The organism is Nocardia sp. CWNU-33, from assembly GCF_046764895.1.
In the GTDB taxonomy this organism is placed as follows: Bacteria; Actinomycetota; Actinomycetes; order Mycobacteriales; family Mycobacteriaceae; genus Nocardia.
This window is the reverse complement of the sequence record NZ_JBKOQN010000033.1, coordinates 65,170-86,578: the sequence shown is the minus strand read 5'-3', so window position 1 is coordinate 86,578 and position 21,409 is coordinate 65,170. Positions and strand designations below refer to the sequence as shown.

The window sequence follows — 21,409 nt, the reverse complement described above, 5'->3', positions numbered from 1 at the left end:
GGCGCACGCGTGGACGCCCGCATCGAGGCGGTCGACAAATCGAACGAAGGACACCGCGGTCATACCTTGGCCAGGGTCAGACCGCCTGATGCGGGCGTCCCGGAAATACTCACAGACCTTGCCGTTGTGGCGAGGCGTGTAAGGAGTGATTCGCTGATGCCGGGCGCCGAGGAGCACCTTCGCGAAATCTCGTGCCCGGTAACATGATCCGTTGTCCGTGACGATCCGTTCGATCCGGTCGATGCCGTGCGCGGCGAAGAACGCTCTGGCCCGGAATACGAACCCGATAGCGGTGGCGGCTTTCTCATCTGGTAGCGCTTCGGTGTAGGCCAAACGTGAGAAGCCGTCGACCGCGGTGTGCAGGAACACGTACCCGAGGCGGCTGCCGCGGGTTTTGGTGCGTGCAACAGCACTAGATGATTGAGTCCCGGGGTTAGTGGTCGTACCAGGTGAGGGATCGGTGGATTCGCTCGCCGATCGTGGCGTTGTGCCAGATGGCGGTGGTCATGGCGAGGATGCGTTGCAGCACCCGTACGACAACGCCGTCGGGGGTGCGTCCGCCGTGTCGGTCCAGGTCGAGCTGTCCTTTGAAGGTCTGGTTGATCGATTCGATGATCTGGCGCAGTGGTTTGAACAGTCGAGCACCGGGCCGGTCGGGTTCGCCTTTGCGCGCCGGGCGCAGCAGGCGCATACCCTTGTCGGCCAATGCTGCCTCGAACTCCTTGCCGAAGTAGTTCTTGTCGCCGATCAGGGTTTGGCCAGGGCGGTGACCGGCGATTCAGGATCGACGGTGCGGATGTCGAGCAATGTCTGACGTTCGTCGGCCTTGGCACCGACCAACGCGAAGCCGACCGGCAGCCCACCGAGGGTGCACACCAGGTGCAGCCGCAGACCCCAGAAGAAACGGGAATGTGAAGCGCAGTAACCGTATTCGGCCCAGCCCGCCAAGTCCGAGCGGCGCACCGTTTCCTTGGATCGGCCACATTCGACCGGCGTGGAATCGATGACCCACACGTCGTCGGTCCACAAGGTGGTGTCGGTCGACAGCAGTCGGATCACCGACTTGATCAGCGGCGACGCCTTCCGCAGGCGCTTGTTGTAGCCGGACTAGGGCAGGTACCGGAACAGATGCCCCAGGTGCTTGCGGGCGTGGCGCAACCAGCGGCGCTCTGAGGTGTATCCCAGCAGTGCCTGTATCACCGCCAGGGTCACCAGTTCGGCGTCGGTCAACCGTGGGACGAACCCGATCGACGGACGCCAGGGGCGAAGATCCGGGCGTGCGGTCAACAGGTCGTCGGTAGTGACATACAGTGCAGTGGCGAGGGTGTCGATGTCATTGCTCACACCCTTGACCTACGGCACCCTCGCCCCAATCACGCCAGAACGCACGCAATACCCGTGCCCGGCAGCATCTTCGGTGATCAACCTGACTTTGCGACGCCGACTTGGCAAACAACCACCACAGCCCGAGGCAATGAACATGCGCCCTACCTTTTACACCGTCGACCATCGAGGTCCCGGACTGCTGAGCATCATGGCCAAGCCGCGCGGCGGAGAATGGCTCGAAGACGAGATGGCCGCGCTGAAAGCCTGTGGCGTCGACCTTCTGGTCTGCGCGCTCACCGCCCCTGAACTCTACGAATGCGACCTCGGAGCCGAAGCACGCACAGCACGCGAGGTGGGCCTGCAGTTCGTTTCCATCCCGATCGTCGACCGCGGCATACCCGACCAGGCGAGTGTGCTGCCGGCCCTCCAGCATCTCGCAGCAGAACTCAACGACGGAGCACACGTCCTCACCCACTGCCGCTTCGGCATCGGCAGGGCATCTCTGCTGGCCGCCGCGCTCCTCGTTCTGAACGGCACCGACCCTGACACGGCATGGAACCGACTAGAACAAGCCCGCGGGCTGACCGTCCCCGACACCCCCGAGCAACGCCAATGGACCAACACACTGCCCCGACGGCCCCTGTCCTGACCGGCCTCAAATCCCACCACACCCCTTGGACTCAATCATCTAGTTCGTGCGCGCGTTGAGGCCAACCTGATAGCCCTCGACGCAGACGTTTTCGAGCGTGCCGTTGTGGTCGGCGACCCGAACCTGAACGTGCCGGTCGACGCGTACACCGCGCCTGTCGGCACGGCCTTTCCAGATGACCTGGCCGAACTCGACGCCGCCGTCTGGTCACCGGCCCACGAAGCGATTCAGCGGGACAGCACGGATGGGCAGTAGCGACGGCCGCCAGTAGCTTCTCGAATCGAGGAGAACAGTCAGGGCCCGGGCGGCGGGTTGCCCTCCGCCTCTACCCGCTGCCGGATCGCCTCCACGGAGCGCTCTTTCGGAATGCGCTCAGGCCACAGGATCACCGCGACGAGCACCGCCACGGGTAGGCCGATCACAACCATCCACCCGAGCGCGATCCATCCATTACTACTCATCGAATCGCGTTGTCCTGCACCGAGGTTAGCGCCAAACCGATCACTGTTGGCATGGACAGGAGGCCCCGGCGGACATCGGTCAGAAGGTCTACGTCGATCGGTGCGTACGCCACGGCTGCGATCGCAGCCGTGGCATCGGCATGGAGTTCGCGGAGTTCTTCGGGATCGACCGGCCACCCGTCGTCGCCGACCAGAGCCCATGACCCGTCTTCTTGCCACGAGGCAGCAGCGGTTCCAGTCGCGCCCACTGGGCGTCGGTCAGGTCCGCTCGCCTCGTCACCGATACGCTGGTCACGAGGTCTCCGGTGCTCTGGTGTTGCATGGTCGCTAATCCAGATACCGGAGACCTCGCTCGATCTGCTCACCGACACCAACGCAGGCAACATCATTCGAATCTCTCGAGTGGTGGGCGCCGCGCAGCGGCGCCCACCACTCACCCCACTATTGAGACACGGGCTAGCAGTAGGCCAGCACCGCTTCGCCGCTTCCGCGGAAACCTCAACGAAATCGACCGAATCAGAGGCGCACCGCGTTTTCGATTCGGTGAGAAATGCGCACAGCTCAGCAATTCTCGCGTGGCGGGAGGCCCTGCGTCTCACGCGGACGGTTGCGGTATGTGGTGTCGACGAATTCGACAAATCGCTGGACGTCCTGAAAACTGGAGGCGATCCCGAAGGAGACGCGGAGAGCACCACCGGTGGGCAGGCCGAGTTCGGTAATATACGCATCGATCGAGAGAGCCGACTTTCTGAACAGGCGAAGCAAGGATGGCCGACCGATGTCGAAGGCTGCCTCCCCAGCGCCGGGATTACAGAAGCAGCCGGTGCGCAACGAAAACCCTGCCGCCGAGGATTCTCGCGCTACCAGACGCTCGTCGACGATGGCCCCGAAGGGGTCGAGGATATTCAGCGCGACCGTCGCGCCGCGGTTGATCATATTGCGCGGCCCATAGATTCGGACCATGGAAGCCCCGTTGTCGTGCTCGAGCGACAGGAGCCGATCCAGAAGCCATCCGGTCAGGCAGCGGGTACGCCGATTGATCACATCGATGCCGACCCCGCGCAGCCAGTTGAGGCCATGTTCGATATCCGGTATGGCGAGGAAATTCACGGTGCCGTCCTCGAATTCGGCAGATCCCGCGGCCGGTGCGTGCCAGCCTCCCTGAACGCTGGCGGCCTGGACGGTGCCGCCGGAGAACCATGGCCGCCGCAGTCTGGACAATGCGTCGCGGCGGGCGATCAGACAACCGACTCCGGTCGGATAGCCGAAAAGCTTGTACCAGCTCACGGGAACGAAATCGGCTCGGACGGCGGTGAGATCGAGCTCATGCGTCGGCAGATAGGCTGCGGCGTCCAGCAATACATCGAAGCCATTCTCGTGTGCAATATCGACCCAGTCGAGCGGATGCTGAACACCGGTGAAATTGCTCTGCGCCGGATAGGCGAACAACCCACGGCTGCTTTCTCGTCCGTTCGCCGTAGCCGTCGATAGTGATTCCTGCACCGTGCGGCGCTCCAGCGCGGCGTGGAGGGCAGACTCGGTCACTCTTAGTTCGGAACCCGTGATCGGGATGTATTCCGTTCGAGCCCGCCTGGAGCGAGCGAATTCTCGAATTCCATTGACCGAATTATGGTTGTCGGCTGTCAGGACGAAACGTGTCGCGCGGCCGAAGGGGTAGGCCTCGCCGACCAATCGACAGGCCGCCGTGGCGTTCGCCGTGAAGATCACGGTGTAGTCCTGCGCTGGAGCGTTGAAATGGGCGAGCACGGCCGCCCGAGCAGTCTCGACCCCGGCCGTCGCCGCCCGCGAGGTCGGGTTGTCCGAATGCGGATTGCCATGGCAGCCCGCGGAGATCCACTCGTTGTGTGCCTGATGTTGGGCGGTTGCGGCCAGCCCCGCGCCGGCGTAGTCGAGATAGATGTCCCGATTGCGATCCAGATATGCATACTCGGTGGCCCGGAGGTCATCGAGCACCGTTGTCGTGGTGTACTCCGGGTAGTCGGCCAGAAATTCCTGTGCGCTGGCGGTGCGCGTGCCGTCTCCGCTCATAGCAGGTCCTTGTCTTATCGTGTGGGTCAGCGGTGGCTCTGTCAGCCCATCCGCATGAGGCGAGTCCTTGTCATCGTTGGTGGTTCTGCGACAACGTGGTCTCCCTTCTTGGGCCGCAAGATCATTCGTCGCTGCCGACCCAGCCAGACAACGAGACCTCCGATTCCGCTAGGAGTCAAGCACCCAACGCGGAAGCGTCGTCGTATCCGGCTGTTCCGCAACGGAATCCGCATGAGTGTTGCGACCTTCACCCAGTCGTCGAGCGATTCCCTGAGTCACCGACGCGCTGGTCGTCCTGGAAGGGGCCCGCTCCCGCGAGCGGCGCCGACCCCAGCACGATCGACCGGCCGAGCCGATTACCTCGGTACATAATTCATAGTGATCGATGAGTTCCCGGCTGGGTTCTGAACGGTAGGTCAAATCTATTGAGTCGCAAACAGGTTCATGCATGGCCATCTCCCAGAGATGGAAGAACCCCCTTGACTAGTGATCTGCCACACACCAAACTCTAACTACTCCAGCACTTCTGGAGACTTGTCGGCCGACATGGTGAGTTCTGAGTGAATCGAGGGTTTGGGTTATGACTACGAGCATCGCGGCCGTATCGGCTGAAACCGAAGTACCTGCTGCCGATTTCGACACGACACACCTCAAGGAGAACCTGCGCTGGGGCCACTTGTTCTGGCCGGGCTCCGCGGCGTTGACCGAGGAGCAGATCGACGATCGAGTAGTCCGCTACCAGCGGTCGCTCGAGCGCTTCCGGGCCAGCGGCATGCAGGGCAACTACCTGCCCGACGATCTGGAAGTGGACTCGGCATGGCATGCGCACCAGTGCGATCCGGTCGGGTACGCGGAGTTCTGCACTCAGTATTTCGGCGGCATTCTTGCCCACACGGTGACGCTGTGTGTCTGCAAGTTGGTCGATCTCGACCAGAAGTGATCCACGCTTTGTGGTAGCCGTTCGGCGTAGCTCCCTACCGGGGAGCTACGCCTCCGGCGGCAACTATCCGAGCGTACGTGCGTCCGGTCACGGCGGGGCACCTCCCTGCTCGCGTGGACCGATGCACCGTTTCTGAAGCCATGAATTGCGATACAGCCGTCCAGCTTTCGAGGAACCAGCGATGAAGATTTCGATCGAGTTGCCGACGAGCCCGACCTCGGGCGTGCGTCACGCTCCGCTATCGGAACCGGCCGACCCGCTCGACGTGGTGGGTCACGCTCTCGGTGCGGCGGCGGAGAAGATCGTCCCGAATGGCAGTGGCACGATCCCGCCGTTACGCCTTGGCTCCTCTCGGGTCACAGACTTTTCCGGCCGGTCATGATGACCAATTCCGGACACATCACGCGAGAGAGCTGGGCAGATGAATTCTTCGACGAAGGCTTCCGCGAAACATTCACCATCCTAGGCAGATACGATGACACCGAGAGCGAGATCGAGGCGATTGTCGCACTGCTCCGATTGCCCCTCGGAGCGCGAATACTCGATGTGCCTTGCGGCTTCGGCCGTCACGCCGGGCCGCTCGATCGGCGCGGCTATCGCGTCGTCGGTATAGACAACTCGCCGAAACAACTCGACGATGCCCGCCGTCGATATCCTGACTGCACCTTCGTCCTGACAGATATGCGAACGCCACCTGCGGGTCCATACGACGCAATTCTGAACCTGTGGACCAGCTTCGGCTTCTTCGACACCCGCGAGGAAGACCTTGCCGCCCTCGCGGCCTGGGCCGACGTTCTCGTGCCCGGGGGCAAGCTCGTCATGGAAATCGATACTCTCGAATACTTCGAGCATCGTGCACGCAACGGCAGCGAATTGATCAGTACGCAGCTGGTTCAACGATCCGATCTCGTTGGTCACGCTCGATATGATTGGACCACCCAGGAACTCGACCTCCACTGGAAGCGCCCTGGATGGTCCCGACAGTGTCGGCTCCACATGTATTCCCGCCCACAACTCGAGACAGCAATCTACGAAGCCGGATTCGGCCACGTGGCATTCGCGGGCGACTTTCATGGCCGTCCGGTGGACCTGGACAGCACAACCGTCATTGTCGCAACCAAGTAGCGCGGCACTTTCGCAACGCCGACCGACCCGGTCGAGGGCAGTGGTCTGAAAGACATCACGGTGTACCACATGCGTATCACCCGGATCAAACTATTCAGCTACCGAGCGTCCACTGCTTGTGGGTGTGGTGGGCACCTGCTGACGATGCCCACCAGCCTGGCTGATCGCCTACTTCTTCTCGACGGTCCTGGCGAGCAGGCCGAGCGAGGCCCGCAGCGTGGATTCAGGAAGAATCGGGAAGATTCCCATGTCGCGGTACTTCGCTGGGATCTGACTCCAGTCGTAGTACGACGTCACCGAGGTACCGATCTCGCTGGGTTCCACGCGGTAGCCGAAGCGGTGTTCGATCATCGGCACCTGGCCCTCTCGGGAGACTGTCCACGCGATATGGGCGTCCTTTTCGAATGCGGTGATGGTCACCGTGACGTCGTACTTTCCCATCTCGGGAAAGTCATTGAGCGATTCACGATCCATATGCACGACGAATTCATCTCCGACGTCAGTGATAGTTTCGCCTTCCGCGGATTGCAGCATGCCCGTGCTGTCGATCGACACATGCCCTTCGGGTGAGCACAGCAGGGCGAAGATCTCGGACGGCTGTGCCGCGATCTCCCGTCGGACCTCGAACCGTTCTTCAGTCATGGAACCATCCTCGCACAATCGTCGAGCGGACGCTGATCCAAACGTGGTTCGGTGATCGCTGCCGACGAGAGACCAGGGATGCTCACGGCGCGCCGCCTGTACCGAAATATAGCTCGGTACAACGTATTTCGATGAAAGTCGTCGCCCTCGACCCAGGCGCTCGGATATCATTCCCGCACATCGGCGGACAATCCGCTGTGGCGTGATGCGGAGGACGTGTTAGCCAATGTCGTAGCTGCGCAGGGACATTCGCCTGCCAAGCTGCGGTCGATACTCGTTCAAATCTCGAATATTGTAGCTGCGCAGTGGCATTCCCATAGTAGCCGCCGGAGGCGCTCGTTCGTATCTCCACTGTCGCTTCCAGTCGGATCTCCGAGCCAGACGATGTGCAGCGCGACCAGTGGCGACCGGCCGCCGGAATGCCACACAGGATTTCCTCGACCGAGGTCGCGAAGCCCCATACCTGCCGCTGGAGCAGATCGATGTGGTCCGTACTCGGCTGCCGGAGAGTGGCTTCCATCGACCGTGCAGGCTCTTGCGATGCGCGCCCCCGGAATTCGGGTCCCCGAGTCAGCGCAATGCCGGGTATTCCATTGCCGACTCGGGGCTGTCGCGCGGATCTCCACTGAAGCTGCGGCGGCCACTTCGGGCATGTCAGCTCTTGCCTTGTCTGAGTTCACGTTTCAGAATCTCGCCGCTGCCCGCCTTGCGGAGATCACCGACGAACTCGACGATCCGCGGGCGCTTGTAACCGGCGAGCCGACCTTCGAGCCAGCCGAGCAGTTCTGTCTCGTCGAGCTCCTGACCGTGGCCCAGCACCACGACCGCTTTCACGGTCTCACCCCAGTGCGGGTGGGGTACGCCGACGACGGCGGCCTCGAGCACCGCAGGGTGCGCGCCGATCGCGTTCTCGACCTCGACCGAGTAGACGTTCTCTCCGCCTATGATGATCATGTTCTTGAGCCGGTCGTGGACGTAGAGGAATCCGTCGTTGTCGATCATCCCGATATCGCCGGTGCGGAACCAGCCGTCGGCGGATATCGCGGCCGCGGTCTCCGCGGGTTTGTTCCAATATCCTGTGGTCAGTTGCGGCGTCCGCAGCCAGATCTCGCCGTCCTCACCGGTGCCGACGTCGCGACCGGTGGAAACATCGACGATCCGGCACTCGCAGCTGGGGTGGATGCGGCCCACGCTACCCGGATGCCGGTCGACCTCCCCCCGGCGTAAGATCGGCGCGACCGCCACCCCGGCACAGGTTTCGGTCAAGCCGTAACCCTGCGAAAAGCCGGTCTGCGGCAGCATCTCCATCGCCTCGGCGATCAGCGAGCTGCTCGAGGGCGCGGAGCCGTAGATGATCACCTCGAGACTGGACAGGTCGAAGGTCGCGGCGGCGTTCTCGGCAACCAGACTGGCCAGCTGGGTCGGCACCAGGCTGGTGTGGGTGACGCGTCGGTCCTCGACGGCGCCGACGATCGCGGCGATCGAGGACCCCGACGGAATGACCACCTCGCCGCCCAGGTGCACGCAACACGTCACCGAGCTCATCCCGCTCATTCGGAACATCGGCAGGCAAGCCATGTACCTCATCTCCGGGTGCAGCGCCCAGGCTGCCGCGGCCTGCTGGGCCATCTCCCGCAGATTTCGCTCGACCAGCTGAATACCCTTGGGCTCGCCGGTGGTGCCGGTTGTGTAGGCCAGCAGCACGAGGGACTCGTCGGATTGATCGGCATCCGGCGCGTAGCCGGAATCTCCTGCGGCATACCAGCGCTCGAAGTCGGAGCCTTCGGGTCCATCCAGCCGGACCACCGGGCACCGTGGGTCCGACCCCGATGCCAACTCCCGATCGGCGAAGAGCAGGGACGGGTTGCAGTCCTCCAGGACGGCCCGGAGCTCGGCCGCCGTCAGCCGCCAGTTCAGACCGACCAGCACAATGCCGGCCCAGGAGGCGGCGTAGACGAGCTGGACGTAGGCCAAGTCGTTGTCCGCGAGCACCGCCATCCGGTCTCCCCGGCGTAGACCGGCAGCGTGCAGCCGGTCCGCGATTCGCGCCACGTCCCGGGCGAACTCCGCATAGGTCTGCGACCCCGCAGGCGCGCTGATCGCGCGGCATCCGGCGCGGTCCCGGGCGTGCCCGACCAAAAGGCCGGCCAGCGTCGGGGGGTGAGGGATGGTCATCGGCGTCTCCCTAGATCCTGGCCGCGACCGCAGCCATCTGCCCGGCGTACCGGATGGTCGATGTCCCCATGCGTGCCAGATCACGGGGCCAGCGGTTCGATCTCTTCTGCATTCATATCTCTCGCTGGTCGTAACCGTGCAGGCACTGATGCTCGGGCTCCGGAAAAGGCGACCACCGCATAGGTGCCCACCGTCCCGCGATCAGTCGCGGGTCCCGAAGATGCTGTCGGGATCGTATCCAGGACACATTCGAGTTGTCACGCGATTCGAAAGGACGCTTGTTTCTTGGGTTCTCGGAACCCGCGCGATGGTCTCGATCGCGGGCAACAGCCCGCATGCCGTCGCGGCCGACCGGTCACGGCGCGATCCACGCTGACCACATTGGGCATGGTCGTGCAGTCACTTGTCGATCAAGACGCATTGTCGCGCAACGTTATTGCGCTCGTCGAGCACCCTGCTGTTAACATGGTCGACGACGACGCCGAGGACACGAGGTCGTGGACAACACGCGTAGAGTCGTTCGGCGCGGACGGTCGTGGAAGGTTCGGGATGAGCAACACATCGTCTACAGTGGTGGCAGTCGCCAGACTGTACTGTTGTTCGGGTCTGTGACCAGCACATCGCCACTCGATGCCACGGCGACGCCATCCGGGTTGCCGAAGCCGGTGTAGGACACACCTCGCGATGAGTCCGCTCCTGCAGGAAGAACGAGAACCGCCGGTCGCCTGGTGTCGACGACGAACACATCACCCTGGCGTTCACCGCGATCCCATCCACCGACTGCAGTTCGGGGAACGGCAGTCGTTGCTGCTTTCCGTCGGCGGTGAGCTTCCAGACCCGGTGCTCGGCGTCACCGACACGTTCGGTGATGTAGACGCTTCCGGCATCGTCGGCCTTGACTCCGATCGGGAACTGGATACCCTTGAGCGGCAACGTAATCGGGTTGTCCGCTCCAGCCGGCAACCGAAGCACTTTCGCGCCGTCGAAGTCCGCGACAAAGACGTCCCCAGCCGCGTTCACTGCCGCCGCTGATGAGGAACTGCCCATAGTCCATCGCCAGCTCCGCTGTCTGTTCGCTGACGAGATTCGCCCGGTTGCTCATGGATTCATGCTCACATACGGCACTGGCCCGACGATGGCAGCGATCCGCTGCCGCCGCAACAATGGAGCATGCTCGGCTACGGCGTGCCGGATAACGTGTGCGGCCTTCCGGTGCGGAGAATGCAGGGATGTCGTCCGAAGAACGGTAGCCGCAACGATGTCGCGACTCACCCTGGCTGGAAGACGGCCGCACCGACCTCTGCCGGGTCGAGGATGTGGGCCAGGAACAGTCGAGTGGTGGGCGTGGGGGTTCGGGTGGTGATGGCGTGCCACGGACGATCGAGTGGGGTGCCGTCTACCGGAAGTGCTTGCAGCAGACCGGATTCGATGTCACCGACGAGCGCGTCGCTGTGCATCAGGGTGACGCCGAGGCCCTCGCGGGCCGCGGCAAGGACTGCGCCGTGGCTGCCGAGGGTGAGAGTGGGCGGCGTGATTTCGAGTCGGTCGAGCAGGTTCAGTGTGGCGTCCCTGGTGCCGGAGCCGCGGCCGCGCAGCAGCCAGGTGCTGCGGAGTGGGTCGGGGCAGTGTTCGGGGGCGCCGACCACGACGAGCCGGCAGGCTCGGCGGCCGCGGATGACCAGGCCGGTGTCGCGTGGCGGGCGGCCCGCGATGACGAGATCTGTTTCGTGGTGGTGCAATTCGAGGAAGAGGACATCGCGGGGATGGACCGACAGGCTCAGCTCGATGTCGGGGTAGCGGTTGCGGAAGGACGCGAGCAGTCGCAGCAGCACGTATTCGCCGGCGGTCGCGACGACTCCGATGCGTAGCCGCCCTGTCTCGGCGCGCCGGACCGCCGCATGTGCTTCCTTCATGAGTCCCAGGATGGTGCGGCAGTACTCGGCGTAGACCCGCCCGGCCTCGGTGAGCACGATGCCGCGACCGGATTTGGTGATGAGCTTCGCGCCGAGCTGCTTCTCGATGTGTGCGACCGCCGCGGAGACGGCGGCCTCGGTGATGTGCAGCTGGCTTGCCGCGCGGCGGATGCTGCCCTGGCGGGACACAGCCAGGAATGTTTCCATCCGAGATGCGCTCACCATACCCATATTCCACGGTACCAAACTCGAAGAAACCGTTGAGTATTCGGAGAAACAATCAAATTGTTTGTCGTCGCCGACCCCGTCATCCTGGAAATCGCAAGGCGCACACCCTCAGGATCTGGAGGAATGATGGCCGAGGAAACCGAACGGGACCGCTGGGATCCGGGTGTCCAATCGTATGCATCGATGGGGTATTACGCGCCGGACTATGAGCCGAAGGACACGGATGTCCTCGCCGTCTTTCGTGTCACCCCCCAGCCGGGTGTCGACCCGATCGAAGCCGCCGCCGCGGTTGCGGGCGAATCATCCACGGCCACCTGGACCGTGGTGTGGACCGACCGGCTGACCGCGCACTCGCGCTACCAGGCCAAGTGCTATCGGATCGATGAGGTGCCCGGGCGTCCGGGGGAGTACTTCGCCTACATCGCCTACGACCTCGACCTGTTCGAGGAAGGTTCGATCACCAACCTCACCTCGTCCATCATCGGCAATGTCTTCGGCTTCAAACCACTGCTGGCACTGCGGCTGGAGGACATGCGCATTCCGGTCGCCTATGTCAAGACTTTCCAGGGTCCGCCGCACGGGACCGTGATGGAGCGGGAGTACCTGAACAAATACGGCAGGGCGCTGCTCGGTGCAACGGTGAAGCCGAAACTGGGTCTGTCCGCGCGCAATTACGGCCGGGTGGTCTACGAGGCGTGCAAGGGCGGTCTCGATTTCACCAAGGACGACGAGAACATCAACTCACAACCGTTCATGCGGTGGCGCGATCGCTATCTGTTCGCCATGGAGGGCGTCAATCGCGCTATGGCCGAGACCGGCGAAATCAAGGGCCACTACCTCAATGTCACCGCGGCGACGATGGAGGACATGTACGAACGCGCCGAGTTCGCCAAGGAACTGGGCAGCATCGTGATCATGATGGACCTGACGGTCGGCTACACCGCTATGCAGTCCATGTCGCATTGGGCGCGGCGCAACGGTCTGCTGCTGCACCTCCACCGGGCAGGCCATTCGACCTTCACACGGCAGAAGACGCACGGTGTCAGCTTCCGGGTGCTGGCCAAGTGGTGCAGGCTGATCGGAGTCGACCATCTGCATGCGGGGACGGTGGTCGGGAAGCTCGAGGGCGATCCGGCCACCACTCGAGGCTTTTATGACACGTTGCGGGAGAACCATATTCCGGCGAACCCGGGCAACGGGATCTTCTTCGATCAGGACTGGGCAAGCTTGCCGGGGGTCATGCCGGTGGCTTCCGGTGGCATCCACGCGGGCCAGATGCATCAACTGGTCGACCTGTTCGGTGACGATGTGGTGTTGCAGTTCGGCGGCGGCACCATCGGTCACCCGCTCGGGATCGCGGCAGGGGCGGAAGCCAACCGGGTCGCGCTGGAGGCAATCGTCAAGGCGCGCAACGAAGGCCGCGATCTGTTGAAGGAAGGACCGGACGTGCTGCGTAAGGCGGCCGAGTCCTGTCGCCCCCTGGATGTCGCGCTGGCGACCTGGGGTGATGTCACCTTCGACTACACCTCCACCGATGCACCCGACGCCGTGCCGACGGCAAGCCACTGAGGCCGAATTTCCGAAGGACGTGCCATGTATCTGCGTCAGGGAACCTTCTCGTACCTGCCCGAACTCACCGATGCGGAGATCGCCGCGCAGGTGCGCTACGCGCTGCTGAACAACTGGCCGGTGTCCATCGAATACACCGACGATCCGCATCCTCGCAATGCCTATTGGGAAATGTGGGGGCTGCCGCTGTTCGATCTCGACGAGCCCGACGGTGTGCTCGCCGAGATCGATGCCTGCCGGAAAACCTTTCCGCGACACTACATTCGGATACACGCCTATGACGCACGCTACGGCAGGCAGACCACGGCGCTGAGCTTCCTCGTGCAGCGGCCCGCCGACGAACCCGGGTTCCTGCTCACCCGGAGCGAGGGGCCCGATCGGCGGCAGATCTACGGGCTACATTCCTACGCCACGAACGACCGTCCGGGGACGCGGTATGGCGGTTGAGCGTTCCGGAGCGGCCGGTGGTTTCCGGCTGCACCGGCCCGGGGCCGATGATCCCCGGCCGGTGCGGGCGGTGCCCCCCGATGCGACGTCCGATGCCGAGATCCTCGACGACGCCGCGGTGCTCGACCTGTCGACCGATATCGCGGGCAACGACGTCGAGGATGTGCTGGCCAGACTCGATGCAGAGCTGGTCGGCTTGGCGAATGTGAAGCTGCGTGTCCGGGAGATCGCGGCGCTGCTACTGATCGATCGGGCGCGTCAACGCTTCGGGCTTCGGGCGTCCCGGCCGACCATGCACATGAGTTTCACCGGCGGGCCGGGCACCGGCAAGACCACTGTCGCCCTGCGCATGGCGGAAATGCTGCATGCCCTCGGCTATATCCGGAAACCGAAGGTGCACACCGTCACCCGCGACGACCTGGTCGGTCAATTCATCGGACACACCGCGCCGAAGACGAAAGAGGCGCTGGCCAGGGCGGCCGGAGGAGTGCTGTTCATCGACGAGGCCTACTACCTGTTCCGCCCCGAGAACGAGCGGGACTATGGGCAGGAGGTCATCGAGATCCTCTTGCAGGAGATGGAGGACGAGCGCGCGAGTTCGGTGGTGATCTTCGCTGGTTATGCGGATCGGATGGACCGATTCTTCTCCGCCAATCCCGGACTTTCCTCGCGCGTGGCGCACCATCTGGAATTCAGCGACTACACCCATGGCGAGTTGCTGGAGATCGCCGAGATCATGGTGGCGCGGGAGAACTTTCGCTTCGATGATGCCGCGCGATCCGCGTTTGCCGAGTATGTCGAGTTGCGGATGCGCAGGCCGCGATTCTCCAATGCGCGCAGCGTCCGCAATGCCCTCGATCGGTGCCGGCTGCGCCAGGCCAAACGCCTGGTCGAGCTGCGGCTACCGCTCACCAAGACCGACCTGATCACGCTGACCGCCCAGGATGTCCATGGCAGCAGCGTGTTCGGTGGCAGCGGTGCGAGTAACGGGCCCGGTGGCGGTGTCTTGCATGACCACGAAAGGCCCCGGGAGCACCGCAAATCGAGCACAACCGAGCTGCCGGACGGGCCGACCGCAAGGGCCCCCGCCTGACGAGATCGAGTCACCATGCCAGAAGGACTGAAGACCCTCACCCGTTACACCATCGAAGAGGAGCACCGGCACCCCGGCTCATCCGGTGAGTTCTCCGCCCTGGTGAATGTTGTTGCGACAGCTACGAAGATCATTGCCAACCAGGTGATGCGGGGAGCCGTTGTCGGCTCGCTCGGCGCGGCGGATCCGGATAATCTGCCGCCGACGGTGCACCGCAAACTCGATGCGATCGCCAACGACATCATGGTGGCGCAGACCCAGTGGACGGGGCATCTGTCGGCACTGCTGTCGGAGCAGATGACGCAGATTCATCCGGTGCCGGACATCCACCGGCGCGGTAAGTACCTGCTGGCCTTCGACCCGTTGGACGGCTCCTCCAATATCGACGTAAATCTGCCCGTCGGAACGATATTCAGTGTGCTGCGGGCGCCGGATCGGGCGCGGGCTTCCGACGGCGGTGCGGCGCCGATCGCTGATGACTTCCTGCAGCCGGGCGTGCGGCAGGTCTGCGCCGGGTTCACCCTCTACGGTCCGGCGACGATGCTGGTGATCACCACCGGCAGCGGTGTCGACGGCTTCACCCTCGACCGGGAGATCGGTGCGTTCGTGCTGACCCATCCGCGGATGCGAATCCCCGAGGACACATCGGGTTTCGCGATCAATGCCGCGAACGAGCGGTTCTGGGAACGACCGGTACGCAGATACGTGCACGAATGCCTCGACGGAGTGGACGGGCCGCGCGGGCGGGATTTCAATATGCGCTGGGTGGCTTCGCTGGTCGCCGACACGTTCCACATTCTCACTCGCGGTGGCGTTTACCTGTACCCGCACGACGCCAGGCCGCCGCTGCGGCCGGGTCGAGTGTCGTTGCTGTACGGGGCCAACCCGATCGCCTTCATCGTCGAGCAAGCGGGTGGCTGGGCCACCACAGGTGGCGAGCGCGTGCTCGAGGTGTCGCCGGAGCACGTGCACCACCAGGTGCCGTTGATCTTCGGATCGCGCAACGAGGTGGAGCGGATCGAGCGCTATCACAGTGAGCCCGACGAAGGGCCGAGCTTCGACAGCTCGTTGTTCGGCTCCCGGTCGCTGTTCCGGCCTGCCCCCCATTGAGAATTGAGGCGATGCCATGTCGGTGAAGCATCCCGTTGTCGCGATCACCGGATCATCCGGTGCGGGAACGACCAGCGTCACACGAACTTTCCAGGAGATCTTTCGCCGCGAGGGCGTCAATGCGGTGATCGTGGAGGGGGACTCCTTCCACCGCTACGACCGCAACGAGATGAAGCTCGCGATGGTGGAGGCCGAACAGAGCGGCAACCTCACCTTCTCCCATTTCGGCGAGGAGGCGAATCTGCTGAAGGAGTTGGAGACACTCTTCCGCGACTACGGCGCGACCGGGGTCGGCTCGGTTCGCAAGTACCTGCACGATGACGCAGAAGCGAAACCCTACGACCAGCCGGCGGGCACCTTCACACCGTGGGAGGACCTGTCTCCCGGCAGCGACCTGCTGTTCTACGAGGGTCTGCACGGCGCCGCCGTCACCGACTCCGTGAACGTCGCTCAGCATGCGGACCTGCTGGTCGGCGTGGTACCGATCGTGAACCTCGAGTGGACCCAGAAAGTCATCCGCGACAAGACCGAACGCGGCTACTCGAGCGAAGCTGTCATCGACACGATCCTGCGCCGCATGCCCGATTACGTGAAGTACATCTGCCCCCAGTTCTCCCACACCTACGTCAACTTCCAGCGGGTGCCCACCGTCGATACCTCGAACCCCTTCATCGCCCGCACCATCCCCACGGCCGACGAGAGCTTTGTAGTGATCCGCTTCGCTGACCCCAAGGTCATCGACTTCCCCTACCTCCTATCCATGCTGCACGACTCCTTCATGTCCCGGCCGAACTGCATCGTCGTCCCCGGCGGCAAGATGGAACTGGCCATGCAACTGATCTTCACCCCCTTGATCCTGCGGCTGATGGACAAGCGCCCCAAACGAAGTCGGTGACTGCCAGTATCTGCCAACCCTGGGAGGTGGAGGAATCTACAGCAAGAGTGGGGAGTCAACCGCAATGACGGCTGGCAGGTGATCGAGCAGGCTCTGGTGCATGGGAAATCTGTCCTTCGCGTCCGGGTGGCGGAAGTACTTCTGGTTGGCGGCTGGAGTCGTGGCCGCGCTGTTCGCCACGAACAGCGCGTGGTCGGTACCGGTCGCCGGGTGGCTATTCTCCATCGCCCTGATGCGGTTCACCCGAAGCTGTAGTGCGCTCACCGGATTCGCGTGTGCCGCCCTGTCATCGACTGCGGTGACGATCGTCCTCGTCACGGTGGCGGGCGGGTCGGCGGGCGGGCCGATCCTGCTCGGCTGTCTGGTATTGAGCCTGCTCCTGAGTATTCCGCTGCTGGTCGACCGGCTGCTGTTCCAGCGGTTGGCTCCGTTCGCGGCCACCTTGGTCTTCCCCGCGGCCCGGGCAGCGGTCGAGTTCCTGGTCGCGGCGATCAGTCCGCTGGGCACGATTTTCGGGCCGTTGGCCACGACACAGTCGGCGAATCTGCCATTGCTGCAAGTTGTTTCGGTCACCGGTTTGTACGGAATCAGCTTTTTGATGGCTTGGGTAGCGCCGGTCGTCAACGATGCGCTGGAACACCGGTGGGATTGGCCGTCGATCCGGACCGTCACGCTGGCCTATGTCTCGGTGCTCGGTCTCGTGCTCCTCGGCGGTGGCCTGCGGCTGGCCCTCGCGCCGACCGCACCGAGCTTGGTGCGCGTCGCAGGCGTCAGCGTCTCGCGCGCGGCCGAGGAGCGGATGCGGGAGATCGATAACTTCCATGCACCCGAGGTGCTGCCCGAACAGAAACCGGTGCTGCGCAGGGCGTTCGCGGTGCTCAATGATGATCTGTTCGCTCGCAGCCGGACCGAGGCCGACGCCGGGGCGCGCATCGTCGCGTGGCCGGAGGCCGCCGCGGTCGTGCTCGGCGAAGACTTCGATGATTTTCTGCGGCAAGCTCGAGACCTGGCCAAAGACAAGGCAATCTATCTCGACATGGGGATAGCCGTGATCCTCGACGGGCAGCCGCGATCCCGCGACATCGCCGTACTCGTGGCGCCCGACGGCCAGGTGTTGTCGACCTTCGACAAGGCCCACCCGGTGCCTGGCCTGGAAAGCCTGCGACCGGGCGACGGAATCGTGTCGGTGTCCGCGACACCGTACGGCCGCATCGCCAGTGTCGTCTGCTTCGACGCCGACTTCCCTCGCACCATGCGCACCCGCGCCGACATCATGTTCGTCCCCGCCAACGATTGGAAAGGCATCGAGCGCATGCACGCCGCGAACGCGGTGTTCCGCGCCGTCGAGAACGGATACAACCTCGTCCGCGAGACCAGCAACGGCATCGCGATCACCGTCGACGCCTACGGCACGACCCTCGCCAGGACCGACTACTTCAGCACCACGCAGCAGAGCATGGTCGTGTCCGTACCGACGCGCGGCACCTGGACGGTGTACGGATTGATCGGTGACCTCTTCGCGTGGCTGTGCATCGCGGGTGTCGCCGGTTTGACAGCGATGGCCGCAGTCCGGCGGATCGGACACCGGAGCTGATCATGATATGTCCGGATGACAGTGCGATGATGCCATCGCCACGGAACAGGGAGACATCGATGAGGGCGAGGCTTGCGACACCGGTTCGCGCGCTGGCCATGCTCTGCCTGTCGGTCGCTGGGATCGGCGCGGCAGCCCTGGTCGTCGCCAGCGCGGCATTGCTGGTGGTCGGCCTCGGCCGGTCCGTGTTCCCCGCAGCGGTTTCGCTGCTGCGGCGGGCCGCGGACACGGCGCGTCGGCTGGCTCGCCAGGTGGGCGTGGACATCGAGCGTCCCTACGGTCCCGAGACCGATGCGATTGCGCTGCTGAAGGCGCGGACCACCCGGCGGGACGTGATCTGGGCCGTCCTCGAACCGATCATCGGCACCTGGGCGGCCGTGCTGGCGCTCGGCATGCCGCTGTTCGGGTTGTACGGCGCGGTGGTGCAGCCGTTCGTATGGCGGGCCAACGCGCGGGCGGGCGGCAGCAACGCCTACGGCGTTATTCACGTGACCTCGACAGCCGCCGCGCTGGCCGCGATTCCGGCCGGGCTCGCGGTGATCGCGCTCGGCCTCTACATCGGACCGGCGGTGCTGCGGTTGCGCGCCCGCTGGACGCGCGCACTGCTCGGGCCGTCACGGGCGACCCGGTTGGAGCAACGGGTGGAAACACTCGTGGAGACGCGCGCGGACAGTGTCGACGCGCAAGCCGCGGAACTCCGCAGGATCGAACGCGACCTGCACGACGGAGCGCAAGCCCGGCTGGTCGGGGCATGAGTCTCGGGGACGCGGAGCGGCTGTTCGACATGGATCCGGAGACGGCCCGTCAGCGGGTGGTCGCCGCCCGGGAGGCGTCGTCGAAGGCCTTGGCCGAGTTGCGTGATCTGGTGCGGGGGGTTCATCCGCCGGTCCTGGCCGACCGTGGCCTCGCCGACGCGATCCGCGCCGTGGCGCTGGATTCCCTGCTCGATGTCGAGGTGTCGTCCGATCTGGCCGGTCGGCCGACGCCGCCGATCGAGTCCGCCGTCTACTTCGCCGTCAGCGAATTGCTCACCAACACAGGCAAACACGCGGGCACGGCGACCGCGCGGGTCACGCTCCACTATGAGGCTGGTCTACTGATTTGCGATGTCGCCGACGACGGCAGCGGTGGCGCGGATCCGGCCAACGGCACTGGGCTGCAGGGCATCCGAAGCCGACTGGCCGTCTTCGACGGCACGATCGCCATCGACAGCCCACTCGGCGGCCCGACCCGTGTCCATCTGGAGGTGCCGTGCGCGATTCGATCCGAGTAGTCGTGGCCGAGGATCTGTTCCTCATCCGCGAAGCGCTGGTTCGCATGCTCACCGAGCACGGCTTCACGGTCGTCGCCGCCGTAGACAACGGCCCGTCATTGCACAAGGCATTGGCCGACGAGCAGCCCGACATAGCGGTCGTCGACGTGCGGCTGCCGCCGTCGTTCACCGATGAGGGCCTGCAGGCCGCGATCCACGCACGCCGGCAGCGGCCCGGCTTTCCAGTGCTGGTGCTGTCCCAGTACGTCGAGCAGCTCTACGCCCGTGAACTGCTCGCCGACGGCATCGGGGCCGTCGGCTACCTACTGAAGGACAGGGTCTCCAACACCGAACAGTTCATCAGCGCAGTCGAATCGGTCGCACACGGCGGCACCGCGATGGATCCGCATGTGGTCGCCAAACTCCTGACCCGAGGCGACGCACGCGGCCGCACAACCGAATTGAGCCACCGCGAACGAGAAGTGTTGAGCCTCATCGCCGTCGGCCGCTCCAACGCGGCCATCGCCCGCCAATTGACGATCTCCGCCAGCGCGGTCACCAAACACATCGCCGGCATCTTCGGCAAGCTCCACCTGCCGGAGTCCGAGGACGACAATCGCCGTGTGCTGGCGGTGCTCGCCTATCTCAACCAGTAACCGTTGGGGTGCGGGGTCGTGACGGATCGGCGTACAGTGCCGTAAGTGAATGATCATTCACATGGTGGTCGCCGATATAAACAAGGAGTGGTCATGACTTCCGCAGTCATTGTCGACGTAGTGCGCACTCCCTCAGGGAAGGGGAAATCGGGTGGTGGGCTGTCGAAAGTTCACCCGGCTACGCTGTTGGCCGATGTGTTGCGGACGCTGGTGGAGCGGAATGATCTGGATCCGGCGCTGGTCGACGATGTGATCGGTGGTTGTGTCACGCAGAGTGGTGAGCAGGCGTTCAATATTTCCCGGACGGCGGTGTTGGCTGCCGGGTTTCCCGAGACCGTGCCCGCCACGACGGTGGATCGGCAGTGCGGGTCCAGTCAGCAAGCGGCGCACTTCGCGGCGCAGGGGGTGCTTGCGGGGGCCTATGACATCGCGATCGCGTGTGGTGTGGAGTCGATGAGCCGGGTGCCGATGTTCTCCAATGCGCAGGGCAAGGACGCGAACCGCGGTCCGCTGGCGCATCGTTTTCCGGAAGGTCTTATCGGACAAGGCATTGCGGCGGAGATTATCACTCAGCGATGGAAGCTCGATAGGGAGACCCTGGACGCGTTCGCCGCGCGTTCACATCGGCTGGCGGCTCAGACCGCCGCGGCAGGCGGTTTCGACAACGAGCTCGTCGCGGCCGGGGCGTTGACCGCGGACGAGACGATTCGCGCCGACACCACGGTGGCGGGGCTCGCCGGTTTGCGTCCCGCATTCGCCGCCGACGAGTTCCAGGCGCGGTTTCCGGCGATCGAATGGTCGATCACGCCCGGCAATTCCTCGCCGCTCACCGACGGCGCCTCGGCCGCGCTGATCATGAGCGAGGAAAAGGCCGACGCCCTCGGCCTGCGACCGCGCGCCCGCTTCCATTCCTTTGCGGTGACCGGCGACGACCCGCTGCTCATGCTCACCGCAGTCATCCCGGCCACCCGCAAGGTGCTGGCCAGGGCCGGCCTGACGATCGACGACATCGACGTCTACGAAGTGAACGAAGCCTTCGCCCCCGTCCCGCTGGTCTGGCAGCACGACCTGCACGCCGACCCCGCCAAACTCAACCCCCGCGGCGGCGCGATCGCCCTCGGTCACCCCCTCGGTGCCTCCGGCACGCGCATCCTCGCCACCATGCTCAATCACCTCGAACAAACCGGCGGTCGCTACGCTCTGCAAACCATGTGCGAGGCAGGCGGTCTCGCCAACGCCACCATTATCGAACGGTTGTAATGCGACTACACGGCTGATCGGATCG

The 21,409-nt window shown here is 64.3% G+C and carries 22 protein-coding genes and 2 pseudogenes; 16 read left to right on the top strand and 8 right to left on the bottom strand.

All coding sequences use genetic code 11. The features are described from left to right. Positions 1–99: 99 nt before the first annotated feature. Both ACLMAL_RS31850 and ACLMAL_RS31845 read right to left on the bottom strand, forming a co-directional pair. A pseudogene (locus tag ACLMAL_RS31850) lies at positions 100–375 on the bottom strand (DDE-type integrase/transposase/recombinase); the annotation flags it as partial. Positions 376–433: 58 nt separating this feature from the next. After that, a pseudogene (locus ACLMAL_RS31845) lies at positions 434–1,344 on the bottom strand (IS982 family transposase). 4 nt (positions 1,345–1,348) lie between these two features. Between ACLMAL_RS31845 and ACLMAL_RS31840 the strand changes: the two are divergent. Next, positions 1,349–1,975, top strand: coding sequence for a hypothetical protein (locus tag ACLMAL_RS31840; protein ID WP_412002450.1), 627 nt, complete (start codon positions 1,349–1,351; stop codon positions 1,973–1,975). 105 nt (positions 1,976–2,080) lie between these two features. After that, entirely contained in the window at positions 2,081–2,230 is a 150-nt protein-coding gene (locus tag ACLMAL_RS31835; protein ID WP_412002449.1) for a hypothetical protein, read from the top strand. 38 nt (positions 2,231–2,268) lie between these two features. On the opposite strand, the gene ACLMAL_RS31830 is transcribed toward ACLMAL_RS31835, so the two are convergent. After that, a complete protein-coding gene (locus ACLMAL_RS31830) occupies positions 2,269–2,436 on the bottom strand; it encodes a hypothetical protein (protein WP_412002448.1) in 168 nt (55 codons plus the stop codon). 561 nt (positions 2,437–2,997) lie between these two features. After that, on the bottom strand, positions 2,998–4,485 hold the full coding sequence (locus ACLMAL_RS31825) for an aminotransferase class V-fold PLP-dependent enzyme (RefSeq protein WP_412002447.1): 1,488 nt from the start codon (positions 4,483–4,485) through the stop codon (positions 2,998–3,000). Positions 4,486–5,065: 580 nt separating this feature from the next. On the opposite strand from ACLMAL_RS31825, the gene ACLMAL_RS31820 reads away from it, so the two are divergent. From ACLMAL_RS31820 to ACLMAL_RS31810, 3 genes are all read left to right on the top strand, one after another. Further along, on the top strand, positions 5,066–5,425 hold the full coding sequence (locus tag ACLMAL_RS31820) for a hypothetical protein (protein WP_412002446.1): 360 nt from the start codon (positions 5,066–5,068) through the stop codon (positions 5,423–5,425). 181 nt (positions 5,426–5,606) lie between these two features. Next, the gene (locus tag ACLMAL_RS31815) at positions 5,607–5,807 is read left to right on the top strand and encodes a hypothetical protein (RefSeq protein WP_412002445.1); all 201 of its coding nucleotides are present in this window, start codon (positions 5,607–5,609) and stop codon (positions 5,805–5,807) included. Next, positions 5,804–6,550, top strand: coding sequence for a class I SAM-dependent methyltransferase (locus tag ACLMAL_RS31810; protein WP_412002444.1), 747 nt, complete (start codon positions 5,804–5,806; stop codon positions 6,548–6,550). The genes ACLMAL_RS31815 and ACLMAL_RS31810 overlap by 4 nt, the downstream gene beginning before the upstream one ends. 168 nt (positions 6,551–6,718) lie before the next feature. On the opposite strand, the gene ACLMAL_RS31805 is transcribed toward ACLMAL_RS31810, so the two are convergent. The 3 genes from ACLMAL_RS31805 to ACLMAL_RS31795 all read right to left on the bottom strand — a co-directional run bounded on the left by ACLMAL_RS31805 (position 6,719) and on the right by ACLMAL_RS31795 (position 10,043). Further along, complete coding sequence (locus ACLMAL_RS31805) at positions 6,719–7,192, bottom strand: polyketide cyclase (RefSeq protein ID WP_412002443.1); 474 nt, start codon at positions 7,190–7,192, stop codon at positions 6,719–6,721. Positions 7,193–7,846: 654 nt separating this feature from the next. Beyond that, positions 7,847–9,367, bottom strand: a complete 1,521-nt coding sequence (locus tag ACLMAL_RS31800; RefSeq protein ID WP_412002442.1) for a class I adenylate-forming enzyme family protein — start codon at positions 9,365–9,367, stop codon at positions 7,847–7,849. Positions 9,368–9,932: 565 nt separating this feature from the next. Then, positions 9,933–10,043 (bottom strand): hypothetical protein, encoded by a 111-nt coding sequence (locus tag ACLMAL_RS31795; protein ID WP_412002441.1) that lies wholly within the window; start codon positions 10,041–10,043, stop codon positions 9,933–9,935. A gap of 128 nt (positions 10,044–10,171) precedes the next feature. On the opposite strand from ACLMAL_RS31795, the gene ACLMAL_RS31790 reads away from it, so the two are divergent. Next, positions 10,172–10,399 carry a hypothetical protein gene (locus ACLMAL_RS31790; protein WP_412002440.1) on the top strand — a complete coding sequence of 76 codons (228 nt, stop codon included), beginning with the start codon at positions 10,172–10,174 and terminating at the stop codon, positions 10,397–10,399. Positions 10,400–10,635: 236 nt separating this feature from the next. On the opposite strand, the gene ACLMAL_RS31785 is transcribed toward ACLMAL_RS31790, so the two are convergent. Further along, complete coding sequence (locus tag ACLMAL_RS31785; protein ID WP_412002439.1) at positions 10,636–11,505, bottom strand: LysR family transcriptional regulator; 870 nt, start codon at positions 11,503–11,505, stop codon at positions 10,636–10,638. A 129-nt stretch (positions 11,506–11,634) separates the two neighbouring features. On the opposite strand from ACLMAL_RS31785, the gene ACLMAL_RS31780 reads away from it, so the two are divergent. The 10 genes from ACLMAL_RS31780 (at position 11,635) to ACLMAL_RS31735 (ending at position 21,384) form a co-directional block, all read left to right on the top strand. Then, positions 11,635–13,077: a form I ribulose bisphosphate carboxylase large subunit gene (locus tag ACLMAL_RS31780; RefSeq protein WP_412002438.1), complete on the top strand. Its 1,443-nt coding sequence runs from the start codon at positions 11,635–11,637 to the stop codon at positions 13,075–13,077. Between the two features lie 24 nt (positions 13,078–13,101). Beyond that, complete coding sequence (locus ACLMAL_RS31775; protein ID WP_412002437.1) at positions 13,102–13,524, top strand: ribulose bisphosphate carboxylase small subunit; 423 nt, start codon at positions 13,102–13,104, stop codon at positions 13,522–13,524. Beyond that, on the top strand, positions 13,514–14,617 hold the full coding sequence (locus ACLMAL_RS31770) for an AAA family ATPase (RefSeq protein WP_412002436.1): 1,104 nt from the start codon (positions 13,514–13,516) through the stop codon (positions 14,615–14,617). Before ACLMAL_RS31775 ends, ACLMAL_RS31770 begins: the two co-directional genes overlap by 11 nt. Positions 14,618–14,632: 15 nt before the next feature. Next, positions 14,633–15,727 carry a class 1 fructose-bisphosphatase gene (locus ACLMAL_RS31765; RefSeq protein WP_412002435.1) on the top strand — a complete coding sequence of 365 codons (1,095 nt, stop codon included), beginning with the start codon at positions 14,633–14,635 and terminating at the stop codon, positions 15,725–15,727. Positions 15,728–15,743: 16 nt separating this feature from the next. Further along, positions 15,744–16,622: a phosphoribulokinase gene (locus ACLMAL_RS31760; RefSeq protein WP_412002434.1), complete on the top strand. Its 879-nt coding sequence runs from the start codon at positions 15,744–15,746 to the stop codon at positions 16,620–16,622. A gap of 100 nt (positions 16,623–16,722) precedes the next feature. Continuing rightward, complete coding sequence (locus ACLMAL_RS31755) at positions 16,723–18,216, top strand: nitrilase-related carbon-nitrogen hydrolase (RefSeq protein WP_412002433.1); 1,494 nt, start codon at positions 16,723–16,725, stop codon at positions 18,214–18,216. Positions 18,217–18,275: 59 nt separating this feature from the next. Further along, entirely contained in the window at positions 18,276–18,971 is a 696-nt protein-coding gene (locus ACLMAL_RS31750) for a sensor domain-containing protein (protein WP_412002432.1), read from the top strand. Further along, a complete protein-coding gene (locus ACLMAL_RS31745) occupies positions 18,968–19,489 on the top strand; it encodes a sensor histidine kinase (RefSeq protein ID WP_412002431.1) in 522 nt (173 codons plus the stop codon). The genes ACLMAL_RS31750 and ACLMAL_RS31745 overlap by 4 nt, the downstream gene beginning before the upstream one ends. Further along, a complete protein-coding gene (locus ACLMAL_RS31740; protein ID WP_412002451.1) occupies positions 19,480–20,124 on the top strand; it encodes a response regulator transcription factor in 645 nt (214 codons plus the stop codon). The genes ACLMAL_RS31745 and ACLMAL_RS31740 overlap by 10 nt, the downstream gene beginning before the upstream one ends. A 93-nt stretch (positions 20,125–20,217) precedes the next feature. Next, the gene (locus ACLMAL_RS31735; RefSeq protein ID WP_412002430.1) at positions 20,218–21,384 is read left to right on the top strand and encodes a thiolase family protein; all 1,167 of its coding nucleotides are present in this window, start codon (positions 20,218–20,220) and stop codon (positions 21,382–21,384) included. Positions 21,385–21,409: the final 25 nt, after the last annotated feature.